Here is a 16,341-nt window from a genome sequence, read left to right as displayed (position 1 = left end):
CCGAGCACGGCACCCCCCCTACCGCGCCCCGCGCCCCCGTCGCGGTCCTGAGCCCTCCCCTGGAGCCGCTGAATGACGGGACGGTGCGGGTGTGATGTATGACGGTATTGACGTTTGGACCCGTATGGCAAGACCTGGAACGAGGCCTCACGTTTTTGTTGGTTTGACCGTTACAGTCGCGCCGGAGCGGATCTTTCCCACTTTCTTCAACAGCCTGTCGGCGGGTTCGAACAGCTCCGGACGTGCCACCACGGCGTTGCGCAGTGCCCGCACCGGAACCCGGCGGACGCGGTGTCCGACCGCGACCGGGTGCCGACGGGTCACCCACCCCTCCGACACGGTGAGTTCCCGTGTCTTCAGGGAGTCCTTGTACTCCTTCTGACCCCGGCCCAGATCGAGGTACGCGACGCCGTCGGCGGCGGCCGCCTCGGCCATGCGCAGATGCAGGACCAGGCCCGGGGAGTACTTGGCGTACTGCGGGTCGTACGCCGGGAACCAGCAGGCCAGGACGCGTTCGGTGCGCAGCCCGAAGTGGGCGGCGACCGGCTTCCCGTCGGCGTACAGCACCGAGAGGATCCCGGCGAACGGCTCGGAGCGGGTGTGGAACAGCTGCTCCACCAGCCGGGCGATCCACTCGTGCGCGAAGCGGTCGCTGCGGCCGGTCCTGCGGTACTGGGCGGACTTCCAGCCCATCAGGGTGCGCAGGGCGGCCGGGTCGCGCTCGTCGTGGACGTAGCGCACCTCGCTCGCCGTGCGGACCAGCCGGCGTTCCTTGGCGAGGGTCGTGCGGGTGAACTTCGGCGAGCGCTCCCGCAGTCCGGCCAGATACGTCTCGTAGCCCTGGTCGATGTCCATGACCGGCGAAGGGAACCTGCCGGAGGCTCCCGTCTCGAACGGCCCCTGGCCCTCCACCAGATGGTCGAACTCCCAGACGGCCAGCCCACAGGCGCGCAGCAACTCCCGGGCGTCCCAGGTGAATCCGGGCCGGTGCACCAGTCCCTGGGCGTCCGAGACGCCGAGGCCGACGGCCCGGCCGACACCGGTGGCCGTCCTCTGGAAGGGCAGGAACGCGGCGGGCTCGCCCCGCTCCCGTACGACGGCGATCCGCACGCCCCGCCTGAACCGGCCCACCGCGAGCGCGAACTCGGGGGACAGGAACGGGTTCGCCAGGCCCGGCGAGCCGTGCAGATGGGCCTTGGACTGCAGGGCGGTCCACGCCACCCGGTCGGCCGCGCTCAGCTCGCCGGGGCGGTACACGCTGATGTCCACGTCAGAGGTCCCGGCCCTTCGCCGTACGGCGTCGCCGCATCCACACCAGCAGGAGGACGAGGGCGCTGATCACGGCCATCGCCAGGACGCCGCCGCGCGCCGACCAGCGGTGCGTGGCCAGCATGCCCTGGGCCACCAGCATGTTGAGGACGACCGAGCCGGCCAGTGAGGCCAGCGCCCGGGCGAACGGATCGAAGCCGCGCAGTGCGGCGGCGATACCCGCGGCAGGTGCCGCGAGCAGGAAGAAGAGCGTGAGCGGGGCGCGCAGCGGTGAGTCGGAGCCGGTGAACGCGAGCAGTGCGCCGAATCCCCCCACAGCGGTCGCGGCGCCGGCGAGCAGTGGCGTCAGGTCTCTGCCCGACGTCGTCGTGGATGTCCCGGTACGTGTGGTCTGCATGGGCGACGTTTCCCCCCAGAAAGCGCCGGATGCCGGGCTTCAATGTCGCGCAGTGCCGTGGGAGCCGTCAAGGCCGACCCGTACGGACGTGGACAGGGGTGTGCCCCCGGAGGCGTGAGTCACCTCCGGGGGCCACCTGTTCGGGTACTACGGCACCAGCTTCAGGAGCTTGTTGGGCGAGCCCGTGCCGGGGCTGGTGACCACGTTGGACGTGGCGCCGCCCACCAGGGCCGTGGCGACCTGGGCCGGGGTGGCCGAGGTGTGCCCCGCGAGGTAGACCGCGGCCGCGCCCGCGACGTGCGGGGTCGCCATCGACGTACCGGAGATGGTGTTGGTCGCGGTGTCGCTGGTGTTCCAGCCCGCCGTGATGGAGGAGCCGGGGGCGAAGACGTCCAGGACCGAGCCGTAGTTGGAATAGCTGGCCCGGGCGTCGGTGCTGGTGGTGGCGCCGACGGTGATCGCCTCGGTGACGCGGGCCGGGGAGTACGAGGAGGCGTTGGCGCTGCTGTTGCCGGCTGCGACCGCGTAGGTGACGCCGCTCGCGATGGAGTTCCTGACCGCGGTGTCCAGGGTGGTGGACGCGCCGCCGCCGAGGGACAGGTTGGCGACCGAGGGGCCCGAGTGGTTGGCGGTGACCCAGTCGATGCCCGCGATGACGCCGGCGGTGGTGCCGGAACCGGCGTTGTCGAGCACGCGCACCGCCACGATCTTCGCCTTCTTGGCGACGCCGTAGGTGGAGCCCGCGATCGTGGTGGCCACATGGGTGCCGTGGCCGTTGCCGTCGGAGGCGGTGGTGTCGCCGTCGACGGCGTCGTAGCCGTAGGAGGCGCGGCCGCTGATCTGGCTGTGGGTGATGCGGACGCCGGTGTCGATGACGTACGCCGTGACACCGCTGCCCGCGGAGTCCGGGTAGGTGTAGGTGCCGGAGAGCGGGAGCGCGGCCTGGTCGATGCGATCCAGGCCCCACGGGGCACTGGACTGCGTGGTGTCGGCCACCTGGACCCGCTGGTTCTGCTCCACGGAGGCCACCGACGGGTCCGCGGCGAGTCTCTTCGCCTCGGTCGCCGAGAGCGTGGCGGTGTAACCGTTGAGCGCGGAACCGAAGGTCTTGCCGACCGTCCCGCCGTACTCCTTGATGAGCCCCTTGCCTGCGCCGGACGAGGACGTGAAGCCCGCGTTCTTCTTCAGCGTGACGATGTAGCTGTCCTTGACGGCCGTGGGGGAGCCGGCGGCGAGGACCCGGCCCTCGGCCGGGGCGGCCTGGGCGGGAAGGGCGGTGAGCCCGCCGACGAGGGCGCCGGCCGTCAGGGTGGTTATCGCGGCGAACCGGAAGGTGTTGCTACGCAGTTGTGCCATTACGAGGGAGTCCTCCTCATGGGCGACGCGCGCCTGGGTCGGGCGCGCGTCCGTGGGGGGTGTGCACGTGATCGCGCACACGACCGGGAGCGTCGCGTTCCGCTCCGGGCTGAGGTAAAGGCTGGGCCATCTACGGGGGTAGAACAAGGGAGTTGAGGAGGAGTCAACAAACCTGTCATGTCCACGAAATCATTGGCAGTTTTGGCATGGACACTTCCCATCGCCACGTGTCGTTGCTACGACGGATACGGCAGAGATCCTGCTAAAGGGAGGTTCCATGAGACGTTCCCGATTTGCCGCATACGTCGGCTCACTCCTCCTCGCCCTCGCCGCAGTCCTCACCGGGACAGGCACCGCCCACGCCGCCGAAGGCCCGTATGTGGCCCTGGGAGACTCCTATTCCTCGGGAGTCGGCGCAGGCAGCTACATCAGTTCCAGCGGCGACTGCAAGCGCAGCACGAAGGCCTACCCCTACCTCTGGGCGGCCGCCCACTCACCCTCGTCGTTCGCGTTCACCGCGTGCTCGGGCGCCCGTACGGGTGATGTTCTGGCGAACCAGCTGACCCCGCTCAGCTCCGCCACCGCACTCGTCTCGATCAGCATCGGAGGCAACGACGCCGGTTTCTCCGACGTCATGACGACCTGTGTGCTCCAGTCCGACAGCTCCTGCCTCTCCCGGATCAACACCGCGAAGGCGTACGTCGACTCGACGCTCCCGGGCCAACTGGACACCGTCTACTCACAGATCAGCGGCAGGGCCCCCAACGCCCACGTGGTCGTCCTCGGCTACCCCCGCTTCTACCAGCTCGGCGCCACCTGCCTAGGCCTCTCCGAGACCAAGCGGAAGGCGATCAACGACGCCGCCGACTACCTCGACACCGCGATCGCCAAGCGGGCCGCGGACCACGGCTTCGCCTGGGGCGACGTCCGCTCCGCCTTCACCGGGCACGAACTCTGCTCCGGCAGCGCCTGGCTGCACAGCCTCAACCTGCTCAACATCGGCGAGTCCTACCACCCGACCGCGGCCGGCCAGTCCGGCGGCTACCTCCCGGTCCTGAACAGCGCGGCCTGATCACCCCTCACGGGGACGCAGTGGGGGAGGCCTCGCCGGTGTCGGTGCCGGTCGGGGTCTCCGCCACGCAGGTCAGCGAGAAGGGGACCGAGTTGGACGTCTTCTCGACGGGGTCGCGGACCTCCACGCTGATGGTGTCCTGGAACGTTCCGCTGGTGTCCTGCGTGGTGACGAACCGCCTGTCCTGCTGCGTCTTTCCGCCACCGGCCGGGAACGTGAGCGTCTTCCAACTGCCGTTCACCGAGCCGTTCTTCGACACCCAGCGGTAGGTCACCGTCGCCGGGAGCCGGCCGACCGTCAGCGTGACCGTGAAGGTGGGGGCCGCGGACTTGTCCGGCGGACAGCTGCCTGCGTAGTCGGTGTGCGAGCCGGTCAGCGAGACGTCCACCGACTGCGGCGGGGGCGCGCTCGTGGTGCTCTTGCTCGGACTCGGGGACGGGGACGGGGTGTCGCTGGGCTCGTCCGAGGTGGTCGGCGCGGGTGAACTCACCGCCGGGCCACTGTCCTTGGCGGTCGCCCCGTTCGGGTCGCCGTTGTCGCGGTTCAGCAGCGCGTACGTCAGCCCCGCGATCGCCAGCGCCAGGGCCAGCACGCCCGCGACCAGGACGACGGCCGCACGGCGATTGCGCTCCGGGGGCCGGGAGCGCGCGGTGGGAGTGGAGGTCGGCGTGGGCGCGGGCCGGTACGGGGCCGTCGACGGCTCCTGCGGGAAGGGTGCCGCGACGGTCGGGGCGTACGGCCCCGCCTGCACGGCGTCCGCCCGGGGCGTGCCACCCGCCCCGATGATCCGCAGCTCCTGCTCCGCCCGGTCGGCTGGCAGCCGCTCCGCGGGATCCTTGCGCAGCAGCCCCTCGATCACCGGCGTGAGCGGACCGGCCCGGTACGGCGGCGGCAGCTCCTCGTCCACGATCGCGCGCAGGGTGCTCAGCGGGGTGTTCTGCCGGAAGGGGGAGTTGCCCTCGACGGCGGCGTACAGCAGCACGCCCAGCGACCACAGGTCGGACTCCGGGCCCGGCGTGCGGCCGAGCGCCCGCTCCGGGGCCAGGAACTCGGGCGAGCCGATGACCTCGCCGGTCATCGTCAGCGCCGAACTGCCCTCCACCTGGGCGATGCCGAAGTCGGTGAGCACCACGCGGCCGTCGTTCGACAGCAGCACGTTGGCGGGCTTCACGTCCCGGTGCAGCACCCCGGCCTCGTGCGCGGCGCGCAGCGCGGAGAGCACCTCGGCGCCGATGTGCGCGGTCCGCTGCGGGCTGAGCGGGCCCTCCGCGTCCAGGAGTTCGGCGAGCGAGATGCCGCGCACCAGTTCCATGACGATCCACGGGCGGCCGTCCTCGGTGGCCACGTCGTAGACCGTCACCACATTGCGGTTGGCGACCCGCGCCGCCGCCCACGCCTCGCGCTCCAGGCGGGCGTACAACCGCTCCACCTCGTGGGTCGCCAGCCCGTGCGGCGCGCGCACCTCCTTGACGGCGACCTCGCGGTGCAGCACCTCGTCGCGGGCTCGCCACACGGTTCCCATGCCGCCCTCGCCGAGCGGGGACAGGAGGCGGTAGCGGCCCGCGATCACTCGTTCACTGCCCGGTTCTTCGGACACGGGCGTCCCCCATTCGCATCCGGGCGAAATCTCCACTCCGCATGATGTCGCGCGTGAATTCTGTATGGGTCATTTCCGTACGCGTCATTTCTGTACAAAAGTAGCTCAGCCGAGTGCGGATGCCGCCCCCTTGAGCACCAATCCTGCCCCGAGAGCCACCACGACGAACGCCGACATCAGGGGCGCGGTCCTGCGTACCAGCGCGGTCATCGGGCTCGCGGCCAGGCGGGGGCGCCTGTCCAGCAGCCGTGTGACTCCACTGCCCAGCCTGACGACGGCGAATCCGGCCGCAGTCAGGGTCAGGGCCAGCCCGACGCCGTACGCCACGACGAGCAGCAGTCCGAACCAGGCCTGCCCGAGCGCGGCGGCACCGACGAGCACGACGACCGCGGAGGGGCTGGGCACCAGACCGCCGGCGAAGCCGAGGAGGAGCGTGCCGCGGAGGGTGGGGGCCACGGCGTGGGTGTGGGTGAAGCCGCCGTGGGTGTGTTCCAGGGCGTGGGAGTGGGCGTGGTCGTGGTCGTGGTCGTGGTCGTGAGGGTGCGGATGCCCGTGATCGTGGGTGTGCCCGTGGTCGTGGTCGTGGTCGTGCGTGTGGGGGTGCGCCTCCGCCGTCGCCCGGGCGGTCTCCGTGTGGGCGGCGACCAGGACCAGCTCGCGCTCCTCGGGCTTCTTGGTGGGGTGCGGGTGGTCGTGCGTGTGCCCGTGCTGGGGCGCGCGGGTGCGCAGGGCCCGGCGCAGCAGGGTGACGCCCGCCGCGGTCACCATCACCCCGCTCGCGATGCCCAGCCACGCGATCACCGAGGGCGCGGCCGCCGAGCCGGCCGTGACGAGGAGGCCCAGGGCGACCACGCCCAGGGTGTGGGTGACGGTCACGGAGGCGGCCAGCGGCAGGACGTCCTTCATCCGGGCCTTGCCGCCACGGGCCGCGGCGACCGCGGCCATCAGGGTCTTGCCGTGTCCCGGGGCCAGCGCGTGCATCGCGCCGAGGACGACCGCGATGAGCAGGGCGAGCGCCGCGAAGCCGACGGTGAGGTCGTGCCGGGCGACCAGGGAGTCCAGGGCGCGCGTCCAGCGGTCGGCGCCACGGGGCAGTACGGAGGCGGCGGGGGCGTCCGACCGCTCCTCACCGAGGGCGGCTCCACCGGGCCGCACGCGCAGGGCGGCGGTCACGGTGTCGGCGGGTGAGGAGAGCAATTCCCGCGGGTAGGTGGTCAGTTCGTTCGAGACCGACTTCGTGGGCACGTCCGACCTCGTGAGCGTCATCCGGTCGCCGCGCGCGGTGATCTCGCGCCAGCCGGGCCCGGAGTCGGTGCCCGCGCTGTGGAAGCCGAGCGTGACGGTGGCGTCCTCGGGCAGCGGGGCGGTCAGCCGGCACTCCACCCGCAGGGTGTCGAGCCCCGCCTGACCGGGACGCACGCGCGCGTGGCTGGTCCGCACGGTGAGAGCGGCCGTATGGCCGTCGACGGTGACCTTGCCGCCCTCCGCCGCCTTCTGGCAGCGCCGGGCGGCCCACTCGGTCATGCCGAGCTTCTCGATGTCCGGCTTGGCCTGGGTGGCCGGGATCTCGGCGAGGTCCTCGACGTGGTCGACGCGCAATTGCCCGGGGGCGGCGACGAGACCGTCGTAGCGATTGACGGTGAAGTTGCCGAGGGGGTGGGCGCTCGCGCTGCTGGAAGGGAGCAGCGCGAGCGCACAAGCCGCCGTCAGGACGGCCGTGAGGGACGCGAACAGACGGCGGGGCTTCACTCGGAGGCCTCCTTGAGAGCCTTGCGGGCCTCGCGGGCGCCGAGGGGGGAGAAACCTGGGTTGAGCTTCAGGGCGGAACGGAGAAGGCTCCGGCCCTCCTTCTCGTCGCCCGCGGCGCGTTCGACGATCCCGCGGTGGTAGAGGAAGGACGCGTTGCGGTAGCCGGTCGCGGTGGCCTGGCGGGCGTACGGCAGGGCCTCCTTGTCCCGGCCGTTCACGTGCAGGGCCCAGGCGAGGGCGTCCGCGGTGTGCACGGTGTGCCGGCGGGCCCACTCGGCGCGGGCGGCGCGCAGGGCGGCGGCCTTGTCACCGTGGTCGGCGGCGGCCATGGCGGTGTCGAGGTCGGCGTTGACGCCGTTGGCGCGGGCGAGGGCCGTCCAGGCGTCCACGAGCGCGTACTGGTCGCCCGCCTTCGCCTTGTCGCCGTCACCGCCCCGGTCCTCGTACAGCTCCCCGAGCGCGACGAGCGGCCCCGGCAGCGGATACCGGGCCACGACGGCCTCCATGCCCTTGATCGCGGCGGCGCGGTCCCCGCTCGCGGCCTGGGCGCGGGCCCTGCCCTCCAGCGCCGGGAGGTAGGCGTCGTCGGCGGCGAGGGCGCGGGCGTAGTCGGTCAGGGCCGTGTCGTAGTCGCCCTGGTTCCAGGCGAGTTGGCCCAGTGCACTGGCCACGTAGGCGATGTCGCCCGGGGTGGTCGCGGTCGACAGGGCCCGCTCCAGGACGGTGCGGGCGGTGCGGACGTCGCCACGCAGTTCGTGGACGTAGGCGTAGCGGGTGAACACCGGGATGCCGGGACGGCGTTCGTCCGCGAGGTCGGCGGCCTTCGACGCCTCGGCGTAGCGGCCGAGTTCGACGAGGGAGTCGATCCGGGAGGAGAGGGCCCGCTCGTTGTACGGGTTCTGCTTCAGGGTCCTGTCGGCGTACGTGAGGGCGCCCTTGAAGTCGTGCCGGGCCGCGGCGAGGGCGGCGAGACCGGTGAGTCCCTGGTCGTTGTCGGGCTCCAACTCCAGTGACCTCTGCAGGGCTTGCTCGGCCTGCGGGTACCGCGAGGGGTCCCCCTTGGTCCGGGCCTGCTCGACGTAGGCGAGTCCGAGAGTGGCCCAGCTGCCGAAGTCCATGGGCTGGGCGCGCAGATGGGCCTGGATGGCCCTGATGCCCGCGTCGAGGTCCCCACTCGCCATGAGGCCGGGAGAGAGTGCCGACGACGAACTGGCGACGGTCGCGGTACCACCGTCCCGCAGCGCCCCGAAGGCGATCGACCCTCCTGTCAGCGCGACGGCCAACAGGGCCGCGCACCCGGCGAGTTGAGCCGCCCGCCAGCGCCGCCCGGCCTCCGAGACCCGCCGCACGGCGGCGGCCTTCTCCTCGTCGGCCTGAGCAGAGGGCTCATGGGCTGAGGTCTCCTGGGCAGAGGGCTCATGGGCAGAGGGCGCCACGGTCTCCGACGTTCCGTTGTGCTCGTTCTCGGGTGCGCTGTCGGTCGTAGAGCCGGACATTGCCCTCTCCTCGTCAGATCGTGATCGTGTGTGGGGCGCGGCCTGCACCGTGGGGGATGAGTACGTGCAGGCCGCGCCGGTAAAGGGGCCGGTAGGGCCTAGTACGCCCGCCGCCGCATCCGGCGCCACCACATGAGCGCCGCTCCGATGAGCACGATTCCGGCCGCACCCGCGCCCGCGGACCCGGCGATCAGGGACATGTTGTCGCCGGAGCCGGAGGCACCCGCCGGGGACAGCGCGTCGCCGAGCTGGTTGCGGACGTCGTTGCCCGAGGTCGTGCCCTTGGCCAGCGGCCCACGGGATCCCTCGGTCGGCAGCGCCACGTACGGGAACGACTTCTCGAAGTCCTTGTCGTTCTTGTCGACCGCGTCACCGAGGTCGTTCTTGGACCCGACCAGCTCACCCTCGACGACCTGGAGCGAGGCGTCGATCACGTCGTCGGTCAGCCGACGCCCGTTCGGGAACCCGGCGTTGTCGCCATCAAGCACACCGAGCCGCTTCGGAGAATCGGTGGGCTTGATGGACGTGTTGAGGCGCAGCTCCTCCGCGGGCCGCACGTAGGGGGGCTGGTTCAGCCCCTTCACACCCTTGAGGAACACGTCCACGAGGTCGTTGCGGGGCTCCTTCGGGGCGGGGATCTTGTAGATCGCCTCGATGAGCTTCGGCAGTTCGGGGTTGGTCACGTTCTTCAGGAACTGGCCGTCGTCGTACGGCGAGGACGCGTTGAACTTGTCCTTGTCCTTCAGGGGGTTGACGACCTCGTTGACGAGCGGGTTGCCCAGGCGCGACACCTGCGAGTAGTACCCCTGCGCGTTCCTGCGCTGGGTCGTGGACCAGATCCCCACGATCGGCTGGTGCGAGGACTCGGCGATCATGTCCGTCGGGACCTGCAGCGCGATCGAGTTGACGTTGTAGCCCTTGAGCGTGTCGTTGCCGACCTCGGTGAGGTTCCCGCCGTACAGCAGGTCGAAGACGCGCAGGTCGGCGAAGAACGGGTCGTCGGCCTGGCCGGCGAACGACGCCGAGTCGTTGGGGAGCTTGTAGACCGCCTGGTCCCGCAGCTTCTCGTAGTTCGGCATGGACGCCTTGCCGACGTTCGACGGCGCCACCGGGACGTCGTCCGCGATCTTCGTCTTGTACTTGACCTTCTGGTTCTTCAGCTGGAAAAGCTCGATGTCGTACGTCTGCGTGACGTTCAGGTCCGGGTCGTCGAGGCTCTCGACCACGCCCGTGTTGTACAGGAACGACTTCTTGTTCTTCACATGCGTCTTGAAGGTGAAGCGGTACAGCAGATCGCCCTGGCCGTCACCGTTGTTGTCGATGTGGAGGTCGTACTGCGCGTCCTCGGCGAACTGGTAGAAGTTCGGGCCGCCGCCGGGCTCCTCGAACGGGATCCAGTTGGCCACGATCGTCGTCGAGTCGGGCTTGTCGGGGCTGACGAACGCGTACACGTCCGTGTTGTCGTACTGGGGGTCGCCCGAGATCAGCGGGGCTTCCCGGTGACTGGAGGCGGAGGCCGCCCCGGGTTCCAGCGTGGCCACGCCGGCGGCTACGAGCCCACCGGCGGCCAGCGCGCCACAGATGAGGGTCGCAAGGCTGCTGCGTCCCGAGCCGTTCCTGGAGATAGGTGTCATGCCGTCCGTCCTCAGTCCAACTTGCCTGACGCCGGTGATTCGGAGTGGTGGGCGGGCCGGATTGGTCGAATCTCAAAACTTCTTTTCTGCTGCTCGACCCGCGTTTTCGGCCTTCTGATCCGTAACCCCATACGGAGGTGTGTGCGTTGCGAGTACCTCGTGGGACGGGACGGCCCAGGTGCGGGTTTGCGGGAGGGGGCGGCGAGTTGGAGGCGGACGAGCTTCTGATGCTCGTGGCGGGAGGGGACCAGAGGGCATTCGAGGAGCTCTACGGGCTCGTCGCCGGGCCGGTGTTCGGGCTCGTACGGCGTGTGGTGCGTGATCCGGCGCAGTCGGAGGAGGTGTCGCAGGAAGTGCTGCTCGAATGCTGGCGGTCCGCCGCGCGGTTCGACCCGCGCCGGGGCAGCGCGCTGTCCTGGGTCCTCACCCTCGCGCACCGCCGTGCCGTCGACCGGGTGCGCAGCGCCCGCGCGGCCGGTGAACGCGACCAGCGCGAGGCACGCCGGTCTCATCACCCTGCCTTCGACCAGGTGACCGAGGAGGTGGAGGCGGGCCTCGAGCGCGAGTGGGTGCGCCGGTGCCTGGAGCGTCTGACCGACCTCCAGCGCCAGTCCGTCACCCTCGCCTACTACGACGGCTACACGTACCGTGAAGTGGCCGAGCGGCTCAGCCTGCCGCTGGGGACGGTGAAGACGCGGATGCGTGACGGACTGACCCGCTTGCGGGAGTGCCTGGGAGGTGCGGCATGAGCCTCTTCCGCCAGGAAGACCTCCACTCCCTCGCGGCCCCGTACGCCCTCGACGCGCTGGAACCCGCCGAACGGGCCCGCTTCGAGCGACACCTCAAGGACTGCGACAGCTGTACGGCGGACGTGCGTGCCCTGTCCGAGGACGCGGCACGGCTCGCCTGGTCGGCCGCCGCGCCGCCACCGCTCGCGATGCGCGACCGGGTGCTGTCCGCCGTACGCACCATCCCGCAGGAGCCCGCCGTACGGCCCGAACCGGCCCGTGCGCGGCCGGAGCCGGCCCGCGCGCGCAGGTCGCAGCTGCCGCCGCATGTCTGGGGCGCCCAGCCGCCGCCCAGGCAGCGTCGGAGGCGTCCCCTGTTCGTGCCCTTCGCGACGGCCACCGCGGCCGCGGCCCTCGTCGTCGCCACCCTGTTCGCCGTCCAGGCCAACCGGACCCAGGACCAACTGGACGCGCAGAAGGCCCAGGCCAGTGAGATCGCCCACGTTCTCCAGGCCGCGGACGCCCGGGCGACCCGGGGGCAGGACCCACAGGGTCGCAGTATCGCGGCAATCGCTTCCGCGTCCGAAGGACGCGCGGTCGTCACCCTGAGCGGGTACGAGGCGCCCCCGAGCGGCCGCGTGCGTCAACTGTGGCTCATGCGCCCCAACGAGCAACCGCGCTCCCTCGGGCTCTTCGCCGCCGACACGCCCTTGGTCGCGAGCGGACTCGACAAGTCCGCCACATCACTCGCTGTGACGGTCGAGCCCGACGGGGGATCACCACAGCCCACTACCCAGCCGGTTGTCCAACTCGCCCTGAAATCGGCAGGATTCGGAGAGTAATCATGGAGGGGTCGTCAACACCCTTGCGGGGAAGGTGAATCCTGTGACGCCGATACACGTGTGCCCCGACGGGGCGATAGGGTTACCCTGCCCGGGCCGGGTGGACTCGTACGGGTGGGGAGTGACATGGAACAGATAACAGTGCGCAGGGCGAGGGTCCCTGCGATCACCTGCGGGAGCAGCGCGACCAGTTCGCGCCTCGACCGCCATCTCTCGGTGCTGTCGGGACCTGCCGTCCCGCAGCGCGAGGCGGCCGAGGCGACGTCACTGATGCGCGAGCTGACCGCGCGTGACAGCACCAAGCAGGAGCGCAGTGACAGGGGTGCGCGGGTTCGCCGTGTCTCGCTGTTCGCGCCACTGCGCCGACTGCGCCGTTCGCTGTTCGGCGGACACTGAGCCCTCGCCGCCCGGTATCGTGCTGCGATCCTGCCCGTCGTCCCCACGGCATGCAGCACGATCCAGGTGACCGAACTCCCCTCCCGGCAAGAGGCGTTCACCCCTCGCCGTGTGCGTACCTCCGTACGGCGAGCGGCGCGAAGACCGCGAGCAGCACCCCGCACCACATCAGCGACCCGGCGATCGGATGCGCCACCGGCCAGGCGGCCCCCTCCGGCACGGGGGCGTTCCCGAACAGGACCCGCAGGGCCGTGGTCACCGCGCTGATCGGGTTCCACTCGGCGAGGGCGCGCAGCCACCCGGGCAGCCCCTCGGCCGGGATGTACGCGTTCGAGAGCAGCGGCAGGATGAACGTGGCTCCGCCCAGCTGCCCCGCGGCCTCCTCGCTGCGGGTGAGCAGGCCGAGGAAGATGCCGATCCAGGTGGTCGCGAACCGGAACAGCAGCAACAGCCCGGCGGCACCCACCGCTTGCAGCGCGGACCCCTCGACGCGCCAGCCCACCGCGAGCCCCACCAGCAGGAACGGCACCGTCCCGGCTGCGGTGACCACCACGTCCGCGACCGACTGTCCCAGCGGCACGGCCGCCCGGCTGATCGGCAGGGTCCGCAGCCGGTCCGTCACGCCCCGGTGGACGTCCTGGGCCGCCTGGAACATCCCGGTCATGATCCCGTTCGCGGCCGTCGCCACCAGCAGGCCCGGCACCAGGAAGGACCGGTACTGCTCGCCCGGCATCGCCAGCGCGCTGCCGAAGACGTAGCCGAAGAACAGCAGCATGGTGATCGGCATGGTCTGGGTCAGGATCAGCAGCCCCGGGTTGTTCCGGACCCGCCGCAGCTGACGGCCCAGCATCGCGGTGCCGTCGTGGGTCAGCGTGCTCATACCGCAAGCTCCTTGGTGAGTCGCAGGAAGACGTCGTCGAGGGTCGGCGGCCGGATGCTCGCGTCCAGCAACGGCACTCCCGCCGCGTCCAGTTCACGCACCAGCCGGGGCAGTGTGAGGGTGGTGTCCCGGGTGACCGCGCCGACCGAGTTGCGCTCGCGGTCGAGCGACGGTTCTCCTCCGGTGAGCCGGTCGAGCACGCCGGCCGCCGTCACCAGGACGTCCGCGTCCGCCACGGCGATCTCGACGTACGCCCCGATCAGCGCCTTGAGCTGGGCCGGTGAACCCGTGTGTGCGACCCGCCCCTTGTCCACCAGGGCGATCTCGTGGGCGAGCTGGTCGGCCTCCTCCAGGTACTGCGTGGTCAGCAGCACGGTCGTGCCGTCCGCCGACAGCTCGCGCACGGCGTCTTGGACGAGGATGCGGCCGGCCGGGTCGAGACCGGTCGTCGGCTCGTCGAGGAACAGGATCTCCGGGCGGCGGATCAGGCTCGCCGCGAGGTCGAGGCGGCGGCGCATACCCCCCGAGTAGGTGGCCGCGGCCCGGTCGGCGGCCCCGGCCAGCCCGAAGCGGTCCAGCAGCTCGGCGGCCCGCTCGGCCGGCCCCCGCACCCGGTGCAGCCGGGCGAACAGCCCGAGGTTCTGCCGCCCGGTGAGGTCCCCGTCGACCGACGCGTACTGCCCGGTGACGGAGATGGCGCGCCGTACGGCCTCCGGTTCCCGGACGAGGTCGTGTCCCGCGACCCGCGCGGAGCCGGCGTCCGGCCGCAGCAGCGTGGTCAGCAGCCGTACGGACGTGGTCTTGCCGGCGCCGTTGGGGCCGAGGAGCCCGCAGACCGTGCCCGCGGGCACGGCGAGATCGAGACCGCGCAGGGCATGGACCTCCCCGAACCGCTTCTCCAGACCTTCACTAAGTACAGCGTACGTAGAAGTCATGGGGTGACCATAGCGCACTACGTACGCTGTACGTAACTAGGATGGTGGCCGAGGTGATGATCGATGGCGCGCCGAGCGGCCGTACCCGAAGTGATCTGGACGCGTCCCGAGCGCACGGGACGTGGCCCGAAACCCGCGTTCACCAGGGCGGACATCGCGGCGGCGGCGGTGCGGCTGGCCGACGCCGGGGGGCTGGACGCGGTGTCGATGCGCCATGTCGCGGCCGAACTGGGCTGCGGGACGATGTCGCTGTACAACTACGTCCCCCGCAAGGAGGACCTGCACGAGCTGATGGTGGACGCGGTCGGCGGGGAGCACGAGCTGTTCGAGCCCACGGGTGACTGGCGGGCCGACATGCTGCGCAACGCCCGCCAGACCAAGGCGCTGATGCACCGGCACCCCTGGATGCCGCGGCTCATGTCGGGGGCGTACGGCTTCAGCCCCAACGCCCTGCGTTATCTGGAGCACTGCCTCGCCTGCCTCGATCCGCTGGAGGCCCCCTACGGCACGAAGATCGAGCTGGTCGCGATGCTCAACGGCTGCGTGACGACGTACGTCTCCAACGAGCTGTCCACCGCCGAGCGGGTGCGGTCGCTGCCGTGGTCGCAGGAGCAGGAGAACGCGGTGCGGATCGCGTACCTGGGCAGTCAGGTGGCGTCGGGGGCGTATCCGCGGCTGGCGGCGTCGTTCACGGAGGACGCGGGGCCGATCGATCTGGACGCGGTGTTCGAGCGGATGCTGGAGCGGGTCCTGGACGGCTTCGAGCCCAGGACCTAGAGGACCTGGAGGACCTGGAGGACCTAGTGGACCTAGAGGAGCGCGAGCTGGCCCTCCGGTCCCTCCTCGTGGCCGTCCAGGACCGACGCCGGCCTCCGGGCCGAGTCCGGGACCGGCAGCACTCTCGCCCCGCGCAGGTCGGCCGCCGTGATCCGTGACGTCACCTCGTCCTGGAGCGGCTGGAGATCCGCCAGCAGAGCCAGCACGGTGATCAGTTCGAGGAGCTCCGACGTCCACGCCTGCGGCCAGGTCGCCGGGCGGATCGCGGCCAGCGTGCCCGGCTCCGGTTCCGCGATCCGGGCCGCGAACCACTGCTCCAGCACCCGCACTCCACCCGCCTCGTAGTCCCAGGCCTTGGGCGGTACGGGGGAGACGCGGCCCTCGTCCAGCAGCAGGGCCTCCTCGTCGCGGTCGTAGTCCAGGACCAGGGGCCGGGAGGGCAGCGGTGCGCGGACGTACGGGCGGCGGCCGCCGGGCAGCTTCGGGCGGTCGCCGTCGCGGCGCATCAGCCACAGGGCGCGGTGGCCCGACTCGACGCCGCGGGCCCACAGTGCGGGGTCGTCGGTGAGCGGGACGGTGAGGCCCGGGCGGACCGCCGCCAGGATCCAGGCGAGCACGTCCAGGGGCTCCACCGGGACACCCAGGCGGGTCCGCAGGTGCGCGAGGAGACCGGGCGCGAGGTTGGGTTCCGTGCCGCCCGGGCGGCGGTACAGCGGGCGGATGCGGCCCGGGCGGAGCAGGGGGAGCAGCGAGGTCGCGAGGAGCTGGGGGCCGAGACCGTCCGTGGGGGTCTCCACCACGAACACCTGGTCGTCGTCCGCCACCCGCCACAGCTCGGGCCGGGCCGCGTCGATCAGCCGGTGGTCCGGGATCAGCCACTGTTCGTCGAAGGGCGCGTGCAGCACCCGTACCGGCTCCGGGCAGGGGCCGGAGGCGCGCGCGAGCCTCTCGGTGCCGCCCGTGCGCCCCGGAAGCTGCCCGACCGCGGAACGCAGGGTGCGGGACCGGGTGGGCTCGAACAGGGTCTCCCGGTCGGGCCCCTCGGCCTTCAGCAGGACGTCCCAACGGGCTTTCAGGGAGGCCGCGTCGGGGCCCGCCGGCCACCCTCGGCCGAGCCGCGGCGGTGCGACGGACCACGGCATGAGGTCCGCCAGCTGCGGAGCGTCGTCGTGCGTCACGCTGGGCATCGTACGACCTCCCGCCGACAGTCGGT

General features: G+C 71.4%; 15 protein-coding genes. 5 read left to right on the top strand and 10 right to left on the bottom strand.

Translation table 11 applies throughout. The features are described 5' to 3' along the window. Positions 1–147: 147 nt before the first annotated feature. The 3 genes from ACIRP7_RS16885 to ACIRP7_RS16875 all read right to left on the bottom strand — a co-directional run bounded on the left by ACIRP7_RS16885 (position 148) and on the right by ACIRP7_RS16875 (position 3,022). On the bottom strand, positions 148–1,269 hold the full coding sequence (locus tag ACIRP7_RS16885) for a GNAT family N-acetyltransferase (RefSeq protein ID WP_403659305.1): 1,122 nt from the start codon (positions 1,267–1,269) through the stop codon (positions 148–150). A gap of 1 nt (position 1,270) precedes the next feature. After that, positions 1,271–1,666 carry a hypothetical protein gene (locus ACIRP7_RS16880; RefSeq protein WP_403659303.1) on the bottom strand — a complete coding sequence of 132 codons (396 nt, stop codon included), beginning with the start codon at positions 1,664–1,666 and terminating at the stop codon, positions 1,271–1,273. Between the two features lie 147 nt (positions 1,667–1,813). Continuing rightward, the gene (locus ACIRP7_RS16875; RefSeq protein WP_403659300.1) at positions 1,814–3,022 is read right to left on the bottom strand and encodes a S8 family peptidase; all 1,209 of its coding nucleotides are present in this window, start codon (positions 3,020–3,022) and stop codon (positions 1,814–1,816) included. A 277-nt stretch (positions 3,023–3,299) separates the two neighbouring features. Between ACIRP7_RS16875 and ACIRP7_RS16870 the strand changes: the two genes are divergently transcribed. Further along, positions 3,300–4,094 carry an SGNH/GDSL hydrolase family protein gene (locus ACIRP7_RS16870; RefSeq protein ID WP_403659297.1) on the top strand — a complete coding sequence of 265 codons (795 nt, stop codon included), beginning with the start codon at positions 3,300–3,302 and terminating at the stop codon, positions 4,092–4,094. 7 nt (positions 4,095–4,101) lie between these two features. On the opposite strand, the gene ACIRP7_RS16865 is transcribed toward ACIRP7_RS16870, so the two are convergent. From ACIRP7_RS16865 to ACIRP7_RS16850, 4 genes are all read right to left on the bottom strand, one after another. Next, complete coding sequence (locus ACIRP7_RS16865; RefSeq protein ID WP_403659294.1) at positions 4,102–5,691, bottom strand: serine/threonine-protein kinase; 1,590 nt, start codon at positions 5,689–5,691, stop codon at positions 4,102–4,104. Positions 5,692–5,796: 105 nt separating this feature from the next. Further along, positions 5,797–7,440: a sulfite exporter TauE/SafE family protein gene (locus ACIRP7_RS16860; protein WP_403659291.1), complete on the bottom strand. Its 1,644-nt coding sequence runs from the start codon at positions 7,438–7,440 to the stop codon at positions 5,797–5,799. After that, positions 7,437–8,936: a tetratricopeptide repeat protein gene (locus ACIRP7_RS16855; RefSeq protein ID WP_403659287.1), complete on the bottom strand. Its 1,500-nt coding sequence runs from the start codon at positions 8,934–8,936 to the stop codon at positions 7,437–7,439. Before ACIRP7_RS16855 ends, ACIRP7_RS16860 begins: the two co-directional genes overlap by 4 nt. A gap of 98 nt (positions 8,937–9,034) precedes the next feature. Continuing rightward, on the bottom strand, positions 9,035–10,570 hold the full coding sequence (locus ACIRP7_RS16850) for a DUF4331 domain-containing protein (RefSeq protein ID WP_403659284.1): 1,536 nt from the start codon (positions 10,568–10,570) through the stop codon (positions 9,035–9,037). Between the two features lie 206 nt (positions 10,571–10,776). On the opposite strand from ACIRP7_RS16850, the gene ACIRP7_RS16845 reads away from it, so the two are divergent. The 3 genes from ACIRP7_RS16845 (at position 10,777) to ACIRP7_RS16835 (ending at position 12,536) form a co-directional block, all read left to right on the top strand. Then, complete coding sequence (locus ACIRP7_RS16845; protein WP_403659281.1) at positions 10,777–11,319, top strand: sigma-70 family RNA polymerase sigma factor; 543 nt, start codon at positions 10,777–10,779, stop codon at positions 11,317–11,319. Beyond that, positions 11,316–12,140 (top strand): anti-sigma factor domain-containing protein, encoded by an 825-nt coding sequence (locus ACIRP7_RS16840; protein WP_403659278.1) that lies wholly within the window; start codon positions 11,316–11,318, stop codon positions 12,138–12,140. Before ACIRP7_RS16845 ends, ACIRP7_RS16840 begins: the two co-directional genes overlap by 4 nt. A 126-nt stretch (positions 12,141–12,266) precedes the next feature. Next, positions 12,267–12,536 carry a hypothetical protein gene (locus ACIRP7_RS16835; protein WP_352390887.1) on the top strand — a complete coding sequence of 90 codons (270 nt, stop codon included), beginning with the start codon at positions 12,267–12,269 and terminating at the stop codon, positions 12,534–12,536. A gap of 97 nt (positions 12,537–12,633) precedes the next feature. Here ACIRP7_RS16835 and ACIRP7_RS16830 read toward each other — a convergent pair whose 3' ends face one another. Further along, positions 12,634–13,416, bottom strand: a complete 783-nt coding sequence (locus tag ACIRP7_RS16830; protein ID WP_403659274.1) for an ABC transporter permease — start codon at positions 13,414–13,416, stop codon at positions 12,634–12,636. Further along, positions 13,413–14,351: an ATP-binding cassette domain-containing protein gene (locus ACIRP7_RS16825; protein ID WP_403659271.1), complete on the bottom strand. Its 939-nt coding sequence runs from the start codon at positions 14,349–14,351 to the stop codon at positions 13,413–13,415. Before ACIRP7_RS16825 ends, ACIRP7_RS16830 begins: the two co-directional genes overlap by 4 nt. A gap of 63 nt (positions 14,352–14,414) precedes the next feature. On the opposite strand from ACIRP7_RS16825, the gene ACIRP7_RS16820 reads away from it, so the two are divergent. Then, positions 14,415–15,128, top strand: coding sequence for a TetR/AcrR family transcriptional regulator (locus tag ACIRP7_RS16820; RefSeq protein ID WP_403659268.1), 714 nt, complete (start codon positions 14,415–14,417; stop codon positions 15,126–15,128). A 32-nt stretch (positions 15,129–15,160) separates the two neighbouring features. On the opposite strand, the gene ACIRP7_RS16815 is transcribed toward ACIRP7_RS16820, so the two are convergent. Continuing rightward, complete coding sequence (locus ACIRP7_RS16815) at positions 15,161–16,315, bottom strand: type ISP restriction/modification enzyme (protein ID WP_403659265.1); 1,155 nt, start codon at positions 16,313–16,315, stop codon at positions 15,161–15,163. Between the last annotated feature and the right edge of the window lie 26 nt (positions 16,316–16,341).

Origin of the sequence: Streptomyces sp. NPDC102270, assembly GCF_044766405.1 — a bacterium.
Lineage (GTDB): Bacteria > Actinomycetota > Actinomycetes > Streptomycetales > Streptomycetaceae > Streptomyces.
The sequence above is the reverse complement of the archived record's forward strand: the minus strand, read 5'-3'. Positions and strand labels throughout refer to the sequence as shown.